This is a genomic window from Streptomyces sp. NPDC030820 (genome assembly GCF_055572075.1).
In genome coordinates this window covers 307766-322592 of sequence record NZ_JBVIEB010000008.1, presented here as the reverse complement: position 1 = coordinate 322592, position 14827 = coordinate 307766, and the positions used below count along the sequence as shown (strand labels likewise).

Sequence of the window (14827 nt, the reverse complement as noted above, 5' to 3'; positions counted from 1 at the left end):
CGGCCTCCCTGGTCGCCCAGACATCGGATGTCTCAGCGGCCATTATGCGGGCGGGGCGTCGAACCACCCCCTGCCGTCCGCCCACCCCGCTGCGGGCCGGTGACGATCAGGTGCCAGTCCGTGCCGCAGGCGAGCCGCCGGTTCTCGGCGCCCCCGCGCAGCCCGGTCATCCCGAAGTCCGGCGGCTCCGCCTCGAAGGCGGCAACCGCCTCCCAGACCGGCGCCGACTCGCCGCCGTCGTCGACGCCGAAGGCCCCCCGCAGGGCGGCGCCCCCCGGCTCTGCAAGATCGTTGTTCATGTCCCCAGAGATACCAGCCGGCACTGACAACGGCCCCGGGCAGGCGAAAGGGGCGGCCCCATCGGCGTGGGGTCGCCCCTCTCGGTCGTCCGGACCCGGTGCGGCGGTCCGGCGCTGCGGTGGCGGCCGGTCCCGGTCAGGGAAACGGACCGGCCGCCACCGAGGCCTACTTCTTGTCGAGCAGGTCCTGCACCTTCGCGCGGACCTCGTCCGTGGCCAGGCCCCGGATGGTCAGCGTGGTGCGGCGGCGCAGCACGTCGTCCGGCGTCTCGGCCCACTCGTGGTCACGGGCCCAGACGACCTGCGCCCAGATCTCCGGCGCGTCGGGGTGGACCCGCTCGGCCAGCTCCGGGCTCTCGTTCGCCAGCCGGGCGATGTCGAAGGCCAGCGAGCCGTAGTGGGTGGCCAGGTGCCTGGCGGTGTCGGCGGCCATCCGCGGACCCGGAGCCGGGCGGTCCACCAGCAGCCGGTGGGCGACGGCGCGCGGGTTGGCGACACCGGGCAACGGCAGCTTCTTCGGCAGCGAGGAGACGGGCTCGAAGTCGTCGCCGAGCGGGTGGCCCGGCAGCGCCTCCAGCTTCTGCATGACCGTACGGCCGATGTGCCGGAAGGTGGTCCACTTGCCGCCCGCGACGGACAGCATGCCGCCCTTGCCCTCGGTCACCACGGTCTCGCGCTTGGCCTTGGCGGTGTCGCCGGGGCCGCCCGGCAGCACCCGCAGACCGGCGAAGGCGTAGGTGATCAGGTCGCGCTGCAACTGCTGGTCGCGCACGGAGAACGCGGCCTCGTCCAGGATCTGGGCTATGTCCTTGTCGTTGACGGACACGTCCGCCGGGTCGCCCTCGTACTCCTCGTCGGTGGTGCCGAGCAGCAGCATGTCCTCCCAGGGGAGGGCGAAGGTGATGCGGTACTTGTCGATGGGGGTCGCCAGCGCGGCCTTCCAGGGGGAGGTGCGCTTGAGGACCAGGTGCGCGCCCTTGGACAGGCGGATGGACGGCGCCGCGTTGGGGTCCTCCATCCGGCGCAGGTGGTCGACCCAGGGGCCGGTCGCGTTCAGCACCAGGCGGGCGTTGACGCCGAACTCCTCGCCGGACAGGCGGTCCTTGAGGTCCGCGCCGGTGACCCGGCCGTTGGTGAAGCGCAGGCCGGCGACCTCGGCGTGGTTGAGGACGACGGCGCCCGACTCGACGGCCGCGCGGACCGTCATCAGCGCCATGCGCGCGTCGTTCATCTGGTCGTCGCCGTACACGGCCACGGCCTTGAGGTTCTCGGTGCGCAGCTCGGGCACGTCCTGCGCCGCCTTGGCGGGGGAGAGCAGATGGCCCACGCCGTCACCGAACGCGGAGAGCGCGGAGTAGGCGAAGACGCCCGCGCCGAGCTTCGCCGCGCCGTGCGGCCCGCCCTTGTACACGGGGAGGTAGAAGGTGAGCGGGTTCGCCAGGTGGGGGGCCACCTGGCGGGAGACCGCACGGCGCTCGAAGTGGTTCTCCGCCACCAGCTTCACCGCGCCGGTCTGCAGGTAGCGCAGACCGCCGTGGAGCAGCTTGGAGGAGGCGGAGGAGGTGGCACCGGCGAAGTCGCCGGCGTCGACCAGAGCCACCCTCAGGCCGGACTGCGCGGCGTGCCAGGCGGTGGAGATGCCCAGGATGCCGCCGCCGATCACCAGAAGGTCGTACGACGCCTTGGAGAGCTGCTCCCTGGTCTCGGCCCGGCTCGGGTTGGAGCCGGAGGCCGGGTGCGTCCCCAGGGCAGGCACGGAACTCAGGGTGGACTGACTGGTCATGTCGGGTACTTACTCCTCGTCAGAGATGTCTGAGCTGTGTCGGGCCGCTCAGTTCTCGTCCTCGATCCAGCCCATGGTCCGGTCGACGGCCTTGAGCCAGTTCTTGTACTCACGGTCGCGGGTCTCCGCGTCCATCTGGGGGGTCCACTCGGCGGCCCGGCGCCAGTTGGCGCGCAGTTCGTCCGTGCTGGACCAGAAGCCGACGGCCAGGCCGGCGGCGTAGGCGGCGCCGAGGCAGGTGGTCTCGGCGACCATCGGGCGCACCACCGGTGCGTCCAGAACGTCGGCGAGGGTCTGCATCAGCAGGTTGTTGGAGGTCATGCCGCCATCGACCTTCAGGGCCACCAGCTCGTCGCCGGAGTCCTTGACCATGGCGTCGGCGATCTCCCGGGTCTGCCAGGCGGTGGCCTCCAGGACGGCGCGCGCGAGGTGCGCCTTGGTGACGTACCGGGTCAGGCCGGCGATCACACCGCGGGCGTCGGAGCGCCAGTGCGGGGCGAACAGACCGGAGAAGGCCGGCACGAAGTAGGCGCCGCCGTTGTCCTCGACCGAGAGCGCGAGCGTCTCGATCTCGGCGGCGGTGGAGATCAGGCCCATCTGGTCGCGCATCCACTGCACCAGCGAGCCGGTGACAGCGATGGAGCCCTCGAGGGCGTAGACCGTCGGCTGGTCGCCGATCTTGTAACCGACCGTGGTCAGCAGACCGGCGTAGGAGTTGATGATCTTGTCACCGGTGTTCATCACCATGAAGGTGCCGGTGCCGTAGGTCGACTTGGTCTCGCCCTCGGAGAAGCAGGTCTGGCCGAACAGGGCCGCCTGCTGGTCGCCGAGCGCGGAGGCCACCGGGATGCCGCCGAGCAGCTCGCCCAGCTTGCCGCCGGTGACCTCGCCGTAGACCTCGGCGGAGGAGCGGATCTCCGGCAGGATCTGCAGCGGCACGCCGATGGACTCGGCGATCTTCTCGTCCCACTGCATGGTGTGCAGGTTCATCAGCATGGTGCGGGAGGCGTTGGTGACGTCGGTGACGTGCTTGCCGCCGTTGACACCACCGGTCAGGTTCCAGATGACCCAGGTGTCCATGGTGCCGAAGAGGATGTCGCCCGCCTCGGCGCGCTCCTTCAGACCGTCGACGTTGTCGAGCAGCCAGCGGGCCTTGGGCCCGGAGAAGTACGAGGCCAGCGGCAGGCCGGTCTCGCGGCGGAAACGGTCCTGGCCGACGTTGCGGCCCAGCTCCTTGCACAGGGCGTCGGTGCGGGTGTCCTGCCAGACGAGGGCGTTGTGGACGGGCTCACCGGTGTTCTTGTCCCACAGCACGGTGGTCTCGCGCTGGTTGGTGATGCCGATGGCCTTGATGTCGTCACGGGTGATGCCCGCCTTGGCGATGGCCCCGGCGACGACTTCCTGGACGTTGGTCCAGATCTCGTTGGCGTTGTGCTCGACCCAGCCCGGCTTGGGGAAGATCTGCTCGTGCTCCTTCTGGTCGACGGAGACGATCCGGCCGTCCCGGTCGAAGACGATGCAGCGGCTGGAGGTGGTGCCCTGGTCGATCGCGGCGATGAACGGGCCTGCGGTGTGGGCGTCGGTCACTGTGTGCTCCAAAAGATCCGTGGTGATAGGGCGGTGCGTACGGCGCGTGCTTCGAAGTGATTTCTAGGCGAAGGCGACGTTGTATATGCCTGCGGCGATCGCGCCGCCGATCAGCGGACCGACCACGGGGATCCAGGCGTACGCCCAGTCGGAACCGCCCTTGTTGGGCAGCGGCAGCAGGGCGTGCACGATGCGCGGACCCAGGTCACGGGCCGGGTTGATCGCGTAGCCCGTCGGCCCGCCGAGCGAGAGACCGATCGACACCACCACGAACGCGGTGATCAGACCGCCGAGGACGCCGAGGCCGTTGCCCTTGTCGTTCAGGCCCTGGGTGAGGACCGCGAGGATCAGCACGACCGTGCCGATGATCTCCGTGGCGAGGTTCTGCGCCGCGTTCCGGATCTCGGGTCCGGTGGAGAAGATGCCGAGGACCGGGCCGGCGCCCTTCTCCTGGGCCTCGACCGCCTTGGCCGCGGTGGCCTGCGCGCCCGGACCGCCGACGATCTCCTTGTCGGTCAGGTGGGCGTGGAACTGGCCGTAGTAGGCGATCCACACCAGGGTCGCGCCGATCATCGCGCCGAGGAGCTGGCCGGCGAAGTAGACCGGAACGTTGCTCCAGTCGCTGTTCTTGATGGCAAGGGCGACGGTGACGGCCGGGTTGAGGTGGGCACCGGAGAGCGGTCCGGAGATGTACACAGCCGTAAGGACGGCGAAGCCCCACCCGAAGGTGATGGCGAGCCAACCGGCGTTACGGGCCTTGGAGGCCTTCAGCGTGACGGCCGCGCAGACGCCGCCGCCGAGCAGGATGAGTATGGCGGTACCGATGGTCTCGCCGATGAAGATGTCGGAGCTGGACACCCGCGACTCCTTTGTCCTTCGTCCAGGGGCCGAACCCCGGGTCCCGCCGGGGTTCGAGCGCCCTCGGGGGTGAGAGCGATGTCGGCCCTTGGCGTTGTCACACTCTAGCGCGTATTGCCGGTAGGTGTTCGACAATGCCGACCGATGGACGGGAGTCTTGCTTCGGCGTTACGCATGCGTCAAGGGTTCTGTTATCGAAAACAGGATCGTTATTGATCGCTGCGGGATATCACTCTTCGCTCGCTGACGTGGGCATTAGCCTGATATGCCGGTTTCAGGGTATGGCGAGGACCGGAACGCCGCCCGGCGTTCCGGTCCTCCCTGGGAGACCCCAGGCATGCCCTCGGGGGGCGTCGAGCGGTCAGAACCGTCCCGCGCCCAGGTCCCTCGACACCGCGCGGGCGCAGTCGCGCACCGCCGCGATCAGCTCGGGACGCAGCTCCCCGTCCCGGCGCAGCCGTTCCACGGCCCCGGTGATGCCGACCGCGCCCACGGGCATACGGCGCCGGTCGTGGATGGGCGCGGCGATCGACGCCACGCCCTCCCAGGTCTCCTCGACGTCGGCCGCGTAGCCACGCGCGCGCGTGACGTCGAGAAGGTTCTCGAAGTCGTCGGCCTCGTACACCGTGCGGTCCGTGAACGGCTTGCGGTCGGCCTCCAGCGCCTCGCTGTGCGCCACCGGGTCGTAGGCCGACAGCACCTTGCCCAGCGCGGTGGAGTGCAGCGGCTGCATGGCGCCGATCTCCAGCACCTGCCGGCTGTCGTCCGGCCGGAACACGTGGTGCACGATCAGCACGCCCTGCTGGTGCAGCACGCCCAGATACACGCTCTCCCCGCTGGAACGGGCCAGGTCGTCGGTCCACACCAGGGCCCTGGCCCGCAGCTCGTGCACATCCAGATAGGTCGTGCCCAGGCGCAGCAGCTCCGCGCCCAGCTGGTAGCGCCCGGAGGCGTCGTCCTGCTCCACGAAGCCCTCCTGCTGGAGGGTGCGCAGAATGCCGTGGGCGGTGCCCTTGGCGAGGCCCAGTGACGAGGCGATGTCCGACAGACCGAGCCGCCGCTCGCCGCCCGCGAGCAAGCGCAGCATCGCGGCCGCCCGTTCGAGCGACTGGATGTTCCGTGCCATCGCCGTCCTGCCTCCGTCTCCTTCGACTGCCGAACGGTATTCAACACCGTTCGGCAATGTCGAACACTACCGGTCCATGCCGACCTCCCGCTAACGGTCGGTCGGCACTTGTTACATCACACGTGACCTGGGTGTGGCGCACCCGCCACCGGCGTCCGCCTCGTGGACGCCGGTGCCCATCCAAGCCGACTCCCGGTTACTCTGGCGCCGTGCGGCCTCCCCGCCCGTCCGGGACACCGCAAAGCCGACAGCCGTCGCACCTAGGGAGCCCCTTCATGGCCTCGTTGCCACCGTCCCCTTCCGCCGACAGCCGGACCCGTGCGTCCGCGCTCCGAGAAGCGCTCGCCACCCGTGTGGTGGTCGCCGACGGAGCCATGGGCACCATGCTCCAGGCCCAGGACCCCACGCTCGACGACTTCCAGCAGCTCGAGGGCTGCAACGAGATCCTCAACCTCACCCGCCCCGACATCGTCCGCTCCGTCCACGAGGCGTACTTCGCCGTGGGCGTCGACTGCGTCGAGACCAACACCTTCGGGGCCAACCACTCCGCCCTCGGCGAGTACGACATCTCCGAGCGCGTCCACGAGCTGTCCGAGGCCGGCGCCCGCGTGGCCCGCGAGGTCGCCGACGAGTTCACCGCCAAGGACGGCCGTCCCCGCTGGGTCCTCGGGTCCATGGGCCCCGGCACCAAGCTGCCCACCCTCGGCCACGCCCCGTACACCACCCTGCGCGACGCCTACCAGCGCAACGCCGAGGGCCTGGTCACCGGCGGCGCCGACGCGCTGCTCGTGGAGACCACCCAGGACCTGCTGCAGACCAAGGCCGCCGTCCTGGGCGCCCGGCGCGGCCTGGAAGCCCTCGGCCTGGACCTGCCGGTGATCGTCTCCGTGACCGTCGAGACCACCGGCACCATGCTCCTCGGCTCCGAGATCGGCGCCGCGCTCACCGCGCTGGAGCCGCTCGGCATCGACATGATCGGCCTGAACTGCGCCACCGGCCCGGCCGAGATGAGCGAGCACCTGCGCTACCTCGCCCGCAACGCCCGCATCCCGCTGTCCTGCATGCCCAACGCGGGCCTGCCCGTCCTCGGCAAGGACGGCGCCCACTACCCGCTGACCGCGCCCGAGCTGGCCGACGCCCAGGAGACCTTCGTCCGCGAGTACGGCCTCTCCCTCGTCGGCGGCTGCTGCGGTACGACCCCCGAGCACCTGCGCCAGGTCGTCGAACGCGTCCAGGGCCTCACCCCGCCCGCCCGCGACCCGCGCCCCGAGCCCGGCGCCGCCTCCCTCTACCAGACGGTCCCCTTCCGCCAGGACACCTCCTACCTGGCCATCGGCGAGCGCACCAACGCCAACGGCTCCAAGAAGTTCCGCGAGGCCATGCTCCAGGGCCGCTGGGACGACTGCGTCGAGATGGCCCGGGAGCAGATCCGCGAGGGCGCGCACCTGCTCGACCTGTGCGTGGACTACGTCGGCCGCGACGGCGTCGCCGACATGGAGGAACTCGCCGGTCGCTTCGCCACCGCCTCCACCCTGCCGATCGTGCTGGACTCCACCGAGGTCGACGTCATCCGGGCGGGCCTGGAGAAGCTCGGCGGCCGCGCCGTGATCAACTCCGTGAACTACGAGGACGGCGACGGCCCCGACTCCCGCTTCGCCAAGGTCACCCAGCTCGCCCAGGAGCACGGCGCCGCGCTGATCGCGCTCACCATCGACGAGGAGGGCCAGGCCCGCACCCCCGAGAAGAAGGTCGAGATCGCCGAACGGCTCATCGACGACCTGACCGGGAACTGGGGCATCCGTGAGGAGGACATCCTCATCGACACCCTGACCTTCACCATCTGCACCGGTCAGGAGGAGTCCCGCAAGGACGGCCTCGCCACCATCGAGGCGATCCGCGAGCTGAAGAAGCGCCACCCGGCCGTCCAGACCACGCTCGGCCTGTCGAACATCTCCTTCGGCCTGAACCCGGCCGCCCGCATCCTGCTGAACTCCGTCTTCCTGGACGAGTGCGTGAAGGCGGGCCTGGACTCGGCGATCGTGCACGCGTCCAAGATCCTGCCGATCGCCCGCTTCGACGAGGAACAGGTCACCACGGCCCTGGACCTGATCTACGACCGCCGCAGCGAGGGCTACGACCCCCTGCAGAAGCTCATGCAGCTCTTCGAGGGCGCCACCGCCAAGTCCCTGAAGGCGGGCAAGGCCGAGGAACTGGCCGCGCTGCCGCTGGAGGAGCGCCTCAAGCGGCGCATCATCGACGGCGAGCGCAACGGCCTGGAAGCCGACCTGGACGAGGCCCTGCAGGACCGCCCGGCGCTCGACATCGTCAACGAGACCCTGCTGGACGGCATGAAGGTCGTCGGCGACCTGTTCGGCTCCGGCCAGATGCAGCTGCCGTTCGTCCTGCAGTCCGCCGAGGTCATGAAGGCCGCCGTCGCCTACCTCGAACCGCACATGGAGAAGTCCGACGCCGAGGGCAAGGGCACCATCGTGCTGGCCACCGTGCGCGGCGACGTCCACGACATCGGCAAGAACCTGGTCGACATCATCCTGTCCAACAACGGCTACAACGTCGTCAACCTCGGCATCAAGCAGCCGGTCTCCGCGATCCTGGAGGCCGCCGAGGAGCACCGGGCCGACGTCATCGGCATGTCCGGGCTGCTGGTGAAGTCCACGGTGATCATGAAGGAGAACCTGGAGGAGCTCAACCAGCGCGGCCTGGCCGCCCGGTTCCCGGTCATCCTCGGCGGTGCCGCCCTCACCCGCGCCTATGTCGAACAGGACCTGCACGAGATCTACGAGGGCGAGGTCCGCTACGCCCGCGACGCCTTCGAGGGCCTGCGCCTGATGGACGCCCTCATCGGCGTCAAGCGCGGCGTGCCGGGCGCCAAGCTGCCCGAGCTGCGCCAGCGCCGGGTCCGGGCCACCGCCGTCGAGGTCGAGGAACACCCCGAGGAGGGGCACGTCCGCTCCGACGTCGCCACCGACAACCCCGTGCCGACCCCGCCGTTCTGGGACACCCGCATCGTCAAGGGCATCCAGCTCAAGGAGTACGCGAGCTGGCTCGACGAGGGCGCCCTGTTCAAGGGCCAGTGGGGCCTGAAGCAGGCCCGCACCGGCGAGGGACCGTCGTACGAGGAACTGGTCGAGAGCGAGGGCCGCCCCCGGCTGCGCGGCCTGCTGGACCGGCTCCAGACGGAGAACCTGCTGGAAGCGGCCGTCGTCTACGGCTACTTCCCCTGCGTGTCCAAGGACGACGACCTGATCATCCTGGACGAGCAGGGCAACGAACGCACCCGGTTCACCTTCCCGCGCCAGCGCCGCGGCCGCCGCCTGTGCCTCGCCGACTTCTTCCGCCCGGAGGAGTCCGGCGAGACCGACGTCGTCGGCCTCCAGGTCGTCACCGTCGGCTCGCGCATCGGCGAGGAGACCGCGAAGCTCTTCGCGGCCAACTCCTACCGCGACTACCTCGAACTGCACGGCCTGTCCGTCCAGTTGGCGGAGGCGCTCGCCGAGTACTGGCACGCACGCGTCCGCGCCGAACTCGGCTTCGGCGGCGAGGATCCGGCCGACATGGAGGACATGTTCGCCCTCAAGTACCGGGGCGCCCGCTTCTCCCTCGGCTACGGCGCCTGTCCCGACCTGGAGGACCGCGCCAAGATCGCGGACCTGCTCCGGCCGGAGCGGATCGGCGTCCACCTGTCCGAGGAGTTCCAGCTGCACCCCGAGCAGTCCACGGACGCCATCGTGATCCATCATCCGGAGGCGAAGTACTTCAACGCCCGGTGAGCCCTCCGGGGGTTCGGCCGAAGCCGCACTGCCGTCGGCTTCATGGCACACACACCAATGGCCCTCTGGCCTGCGGCGAGGGTGATTTTCGGCATACCCCCGGCGCGAGTGATAAACGAGGCGTTTTGCGCATCGGAGACGTACACTGGTCGGTCCACCAGGCCGGTTCCCTGTCCGGGAACCGGCCTGATCGTCCCTCAAGGAGGTGCGCCCGGATGACCAGCACGGTCCCCGCGCTCGGAACCGTCACGGCCGAAGGCTCCGCCCTGCAGGCGGTGCTCCTCGACATGGATGGCACCCTGGTGGACACCGAGGGTTTCTGGTGGGACGTCGAGGTCGAGGTCTTCGCCGCCCTCGGCCACACCCTGGACCAGTCCTGGCGCCACGTCGTGGTCGGCGGACCCATGACCCGCAGCGCCGGCTTCCTCATCGAGGCCACCGGCGCCGACATCACCCTCGCCGAACTCACCGTGCTGCTCAACGAGGGCTTCGAGGACCGCATCGACCGGACTCTGCCGCTGATGCCGGGCGCCGCCCGCCTGCTCACCGAACTCCACGAGCACGGCATCCCCACCGCCCTGGTCTCCGCGTCCCACCGGCGCATCATCGACCGCGTGCTGAGCGTCCTCGGCGCCCACCACTTCGCCCTGTCCATCGCCGGCGACGAGGTCTCGCGCACCAAGCCCTTCCCCGACCCCTACCTGCTCGCCGCAGCGGGGCTGGACGCCCGGCCGGACAGATGCGCGGTGGTCGAGGACACCGCCACCGGTGTCGCCGCCGCCGAGGCAGCGGGCTGCCGCGTCGTCGCCGTACCCTCCATCGCCCCCATCAGCCCGGCCGCCGGACGCACCGTGGTGACCTCCCTGGAAGAGGTCGACCTGGCATTTCTGCGCGGCCTGATGACGGAAATGCCCTAGCCGTTCACCCAGCGTGAAAAGTCCATTGGCCCGGTTGGACAAATTTCCGGGGAAGTACACCCGAGTGGAATTCACGGCCGGTCGCCCGGCCGAATTCCACTGACTCGCGGCACAGTTGGAAGTGTGACGTTCCCCACCCCGGCGGCCCTCGACAACCCGGGTCAAGTGTGCTGAACGGCCCTGTTCGGCCCGGAACGACGGGTCTTTGTGTCCCGATTGATGGGATGCTGCACTAATCCTGCCGCTGTCGGGTTTTCGGTGTGTCCGCACCCGGTTCCACTGCGTGATGGGGGGTCAACTCACGGGGCCGTGAACCCTCCTGCGGGCGCGGACTAATCTCATCGCGAGAACATCGCCGCAACCCCCCGTGATCCGCCGCACCACCCATGCATGCCGGATACACGGACCCGAACAGCTCTGGAGAAACTCCCGCATGAACCGCAAGACTTTGGTGCTGCCGGCGGTGGCCGGCCTGCTCACCCCGGTTCTCGCCGCATGTGGCGGATCCGGCAGCGGGAGCAAGAGCGGTGACGCCATCGTCGTCGGTACCACGGACCGGTTCACGACCACCAGCGACGCCCCGGCGCCCCTCGACCCCGCCTACGCCTACGACGTCGGCACCTGGAACATCCTGCGCCAGACCGTGCAGACCCTGATGGCCCAGCCCAAGGGCGAGGGTGACCCCATCCCGGACGCCGCCGAGAACTGCTCCTTCACCGACAGCGGCAGCGAGCGCTACGCGTGCAAGCTCCGCGACGGCCTGAAGTTCTCGAGCGGTGACCCGGTGACCGCCCAGGACGTCAAGTACTCCATCGAGCGCGCCCTGCGCATCAAGTCCAGCAGCGGCGTGTCCTCCCTGCTGAACACCATCGACACCATCGAGACGCAGGGCGACCGCGAGGTCATCTTCCACCTCAAGACCGCCGACGCCACCTTCCCGTACAAGCTGTCCACCCCGGTCGCGGGCATCATCAACCCGAAGGACTACCAGAAGGACAAGCTGCGCGACGGCTTCGAGGTCGACGGGTCGGGCCCCTACACCTTCCAGGGCGACGTCAGCGGCAACGCGATGACCGCCATGACCTTCACCAAGAACCCCAACTACAAGGGGGCCGTGAAGGTGAACAACGACAAGGTCGAACTGCGCTCCTTCACCGACGCCGACGCCATGGGCGCCGCCATCGACAAGGGTGACATCGACGTCATGACCCGCACCATGTCGCCCGCCCAGATCCAGAAGCTGGACGCCGGCAGCGACGACAAGGTCGACCTCGTCGACATGCCGGGCCTGGAAATCCGCTACCTCGCCTTCAACACGAACGCCCCCAGCGTGAAGTCCAAGGCCGTACGCCAGGCGATGGCCCAGCTCATCGACCGCGCGGAAATCCTCTCCAAGGTCTACGGCACCCAGGCCGAGCCGCTGTACTCTCTCGTCCCGGCCACCGTCACCGGCCACTCCAACTCGTTCTTCAACAAGTACGGCAACCCCAGCCTCGCCAAGGCCAAGGCCCTGCTGGCCAGGGCCGGCATCACCACGCCGGTCAAGCTGACCCTGCACTACACCACCGACCACTACGGCTCCGCCACGAAGAAGGAGTTCGAGGTCCTGCAGAAGCAGCTCAACGACAGCGGCCTGTTCGACGCGTCCATCCAGGGCCACCCCTGGGAGACCTTCCGCCCCTCCGAGCAGAAGGGCCAGTACGACGTCTACGGCATGGGCTGGTTCCCCGACTTCCCGGACGCCGACAACTTCCTCGCGCCCTTCCTCGACAAGGACAACTTCCTCGGATCGCCGTACTCCAACAGCACCATCCAGCGCACCCTGATCCCGGAGTCCCGCCGCGAGGCCGACCGGCTCAACGCCGCCAAGAGCCTGACGGAGATCCAGGACATCGTCGCCGAGGACGTCCCGGTCCTGCCGCTGTGGCAGGGCAAGCAGTACGTCGCCGCACGGGACGACATCACGGGCGTCGCCTACGCCCTCAACTCCTCCTCGACGCTTCAGCTGTGGGAGCTCGGCCGCGGTGTGAGCGGCTGACGGCTCTCTCGTCCGGGGGCCAGGGACGGCTGCCCCGGACTGCCCGGGGCCAGGACCGCGGCCCCGGGGTGACGAACCGACGACAAGGCACATTTCAAGTGAACATGCGCAACCAGTGGCCAGTCCTGCCCATCGTGGCGGGGCTGGCCTCCGGCCTGTTGACCGGCTGCGGCTCGGGATCCGGTGACTCCGGGGGTACCGGCTCCGCCGTGGTGATGGGGATGTCCGACGACGTCCTCGCCACGGACCCGGCCTCCGGCTACGATCCCGGCTCCTGGCTGTTGTTCGACAACGTCTTCCAGTCGCTGCTCAGCTTCCCCAAGGGCGGGACCGAACCCCAGCCGGAACTGGCCAAGGAATGCACCTTCACCGACTCCCGGGCCACCGTCTACCAGTGCACGCTCAAGGACGGCCTGAAGTTCAGCAACGGTGACCCGCTCACCTCGAAGGACGTGAAGTTCTCCTTCGACCGCATGCTGAAGATCAACGACCCCGCGGGGCCCGCGATCATGTTCCCGATGCTGGGCAGCGTCGACACCCCGGACACGAAGACGGTCGTCTTCCACCTGAAGTCCTCCGACGCCACCTTCCCCAGCAAGCTCGCCTCCGGCGCCGGCTCCATCGTCGACCACCGCCAGTACGACGCCGGCCACCTGCGCGCCGACAACAAGGCCATCGGCTCCGGCCCCTACAAGCTGGACTCCTTCGACAAGGACCAGGCCGTCTTCTCCGTCAACGGCAACTACAAGGGCACCGCCGAGATCAAGAACTCCGGCGTCACCCTGAAGTTCTTCCACGGCGACCGCGCCGCCCTGAAGAAGGCCCTCCTGGACGGCAAGGTCGACATCGCCTACCGAGGCCTGTCCGCCTCCGACGTCGCCGGCCTCGACCAGCAGCAAGGCAAGGGCGTCGACGTCATCGAGGGCAGCAGCGCCGAAGTCCAGCACCTGGTCTTCAACATGAACGACCCGGTCGCCGGAAAACTCGGCGTCCGCAAGGCCATGGCCTACCTCATCGACCGCGACGCCCTGATCAAGAACGTCTACCAGGGCACCGCCACCCCGCTGTACTCGATCATCCCGGCGGGCATCGTCGGCCACAACACGGCCTTCTTCGACACCTACGGCGCCCGCCCCTCCCAGGCCAAGGCCGCCGCCGCACTGCGCGCCGCCGGCATCACCGGCAAGGTCAGGCTCACCCTCTGGTCCACGCCGTCGCGCTACGGCCCCGCCACCGACGAGGAGCTCAAGGCCATCGCCGGACAGCTCAACGCCAGCGGCCTGTTCGACGCCGACGTCAAGTCCGTCGCCTTCGGCCAGTACGAGAAGGACATCGCGGCCGGCAAGTACGGCGTGTACGTCAAGGGCTGGGTGCCGGACTACCCGGACGCCGACAACTTCACCGCACCCTTCTTCGGCAAGGGCAACGTGTTGGACAACAACTACAGCAACCGCACCATCACCGGCACCCTCATCCCCGACACCGCCGCACAGAGCGACCGGGCAGCCACCGACAAGGACTTCGGACAGCTGCAGAACATCGTCGCCACCGAACTGCCCGTCCTGCCCGTCTGGCAGGCCAAGCAGTACGCGGTCGTCCGCGACGGCGTCTACGGCCTGGAGTACTGCCTGGACGCCTCCACGGTGTTCCGGTTCTGGGAACTCAGCAAGAGCTGACGCCCGTTGACACCGAGGGCGCCCGTCTCCGCGCGGGAGGGGCGCCCTTCGCCGTCGTACCGAACGCGTCCGCGCCTCACTGCGCGCCGGGACGCACCAGACCGCTCTCGTACGCGTACACCGCCGCCTGCACCCGGTCCCTGAGCCCCAGCTTGGTCAGCACATGCCCCACGTGCGTCTTCACCGTGGTCTCACTGACGAACAGGTCAGCGGCGATCTCCGCATTGGACAGACCCCGCGCCACCAGCTTCAGCACCTCCACCTCACGGTCGGTGAGGGTGTTCAGCGTGTCCGGCACCGGCTCCTCGCCGGACGGCAGATGCGTGGCGTACTTGTCCAGCAGCCGACGCGTGATGCTCGGCGCCAGCATCGCCTCACCCGCCGCCACCACCCGGATCGCCTGCACCAGTTCATTGGCCGGCGCGTCCTTCAGCAGAAAGCCGCTCGCCCCGGCGCGCAGCGCCTCGACGACATACTCGTCCAAGTCGAAAGTGGTCAGCACGAGCACCTTCGCCGGACCGTCCCGCCCCGGACCGGTGATCTGCCGGGTCGCCTCCACCCCGTCCATCCGCGGCATACGGATGTCCATCAGGACCACATCCGGCTGCAGGGCACGCACCTGATCGAGGGCCTGCAGGCCGTCACCGGCCTCGCCCACGACCGCGATGTCCTGCTCGGCCTCCAGGATCATCCGGAAACCCGTACGCAGCAGGGGCTGGTCGTCGACCAGTAGGACACGGATGGCCACCTGACAC

10 protein-coding genes are annotated in these 14827 nt (G+C 69.2%); 4 read left to right on the top strand and 6 right to left on the bottom strand.

Features of this window, described 5'->3' with window-relative positions; genetic code table 11:
- Positions 1 to 32: 32 nt before the first annotated feature.
- From ACZ418_RS23865 to ACZ418_RS23845, 5 genes are all read right to left on the bottom strand, one after another.
- Positions 33 to 299 (bottom strand): hypothetical protein, encoded by a 267-nt coding sequence (locus ACZ418_RS23865; RefSeq protein WP_468366185.1) that lies wholly within the window; start codon positions 297 to 299, stop codon positions 33 to 35.
- A 166-nt stretch (positions 300 to 465) separates the two neighbouring features.
- Positions 466 to 2082 (bottom strand): glycerol-3-phosphate dehydrogenase/oxidase, encoded by a 1617-nt coding sequence (locus ACZ418_RS23860; RefSeq protein ID WP_468366182.1) that lies wholly within the window; start codon positions 2080 to 2082, stop codon positions 466 to 468.
- 48 nt (positions 2083 to 2130) lie between these two features.
- Positions 2131 to 3669 carry a glycerol kinase GlpK gene (gene glpK, locus ACZ418_RS23855; protein ID WP_468366179.1) on the bottom strand — a complete coding sequence of 513 codons (1539 nt, stop codon included), beginning with the start codon at positions 3667 to 3669 and terminating at the stop codon, positions 2131 to 2133.
- 63 nt (positions 3670 to 3732) lie between these two features.
- Complete coding sequence (locus ACZ418_RS23850) at positions 3733 to 4527, bottom strand: MIP/aquaporin family protein (protein WP_468366176.1); 795 nt, start codon at positions 4525 to 4527, stop codon at positions 3733 to 3735.
- Between the two features lie 361 nt (positions 4528 to 4888).
- Positions 4889 to 5653: an IclR family transcriptional regulator gene (locus ACZ418_RS23845; RefSeq protein WP_468366173.1), complete on the bottom strand. Its 765-nt coding sequence runs from the start codon at positions 5651 to 5653 to the stop codon at positions 4889 to 4891.
- Between the two features lie 275 nt (positions 5654 to 5928).
- Between ACZ418_RS23845 and metH the strand changes: the two genes are divergently transcribed.
- The 4 genes from metH (at position 5929) to ACZ418_RS23825 (ending at position 14072) form a co-directional block, all read left to right on the top strand.
- Positions 5929 to 9441, top strand: coding sequence for a methionine synthase (gene metH / locus ACZ418_RS23840; protein WP_468366171.1), 3513 nt, complete (start codon positions 5929 to 5931; stop codon positions 9439 to 9441).
- A 215-nt stretch (positions 9442 to 9656) separates the two neighbouring features.
- Positions 9657 to 10358: an HAD family hydrolase gene (locus ACZ418_RS23835; protein WP_468366168.1), complete on the top strand. Its 702-nt coding sequence runs from the start codon at positions 9657 to 9659 to the stop codon at positions 10356 to 10358.
- Between the two features lie 433 nt (positions 10359 to 10791).
- The gene (locus ACZ418_RS23830) at positions 10792 to 12396 is read left to right on the top strand and encodes an ABC transporter substrate-binding protein (protein WP_468366165.1); all 1605 of its coding nucleotides are present in this window, start codon (positions 10792 to 10794) and stop codon (positions 12394 to 12396) included.
- 98 nt (positions 12397 to 12494) lie between these two features.
- The gene (locus tag ACZ418_RS23825) at positions 12495 to 14072 is read left to right on the top strand and encodes an ABC transporter substrate-binding protein (RefSeq protein WP_468366163.1); all 1578 of its coding nucleotides are present in this window, start codon (positions 12495 to 12497) and stop codon (positions 14070 to 14072) included.
- Positions 14073 to 14148: 76 nt separating this feature from the next.
- Here the strand turns inward: ACZ418_RS23825 and ACZ418_RS23820 are convergent, their stop codons facing one another.
- Complete coding sequence (locus ACZ418_RS23820; RefSeq protein ID WP_449202223.1) at positions 14149 to 14820, bottom strand: response regulator; 672 nt, start codon at positions 14818 to 14820, stop codon at positions 14149 to 14151.
- Between the last annotated feature and the right edge of the window lie 7 nt (positions 14821 to 14827).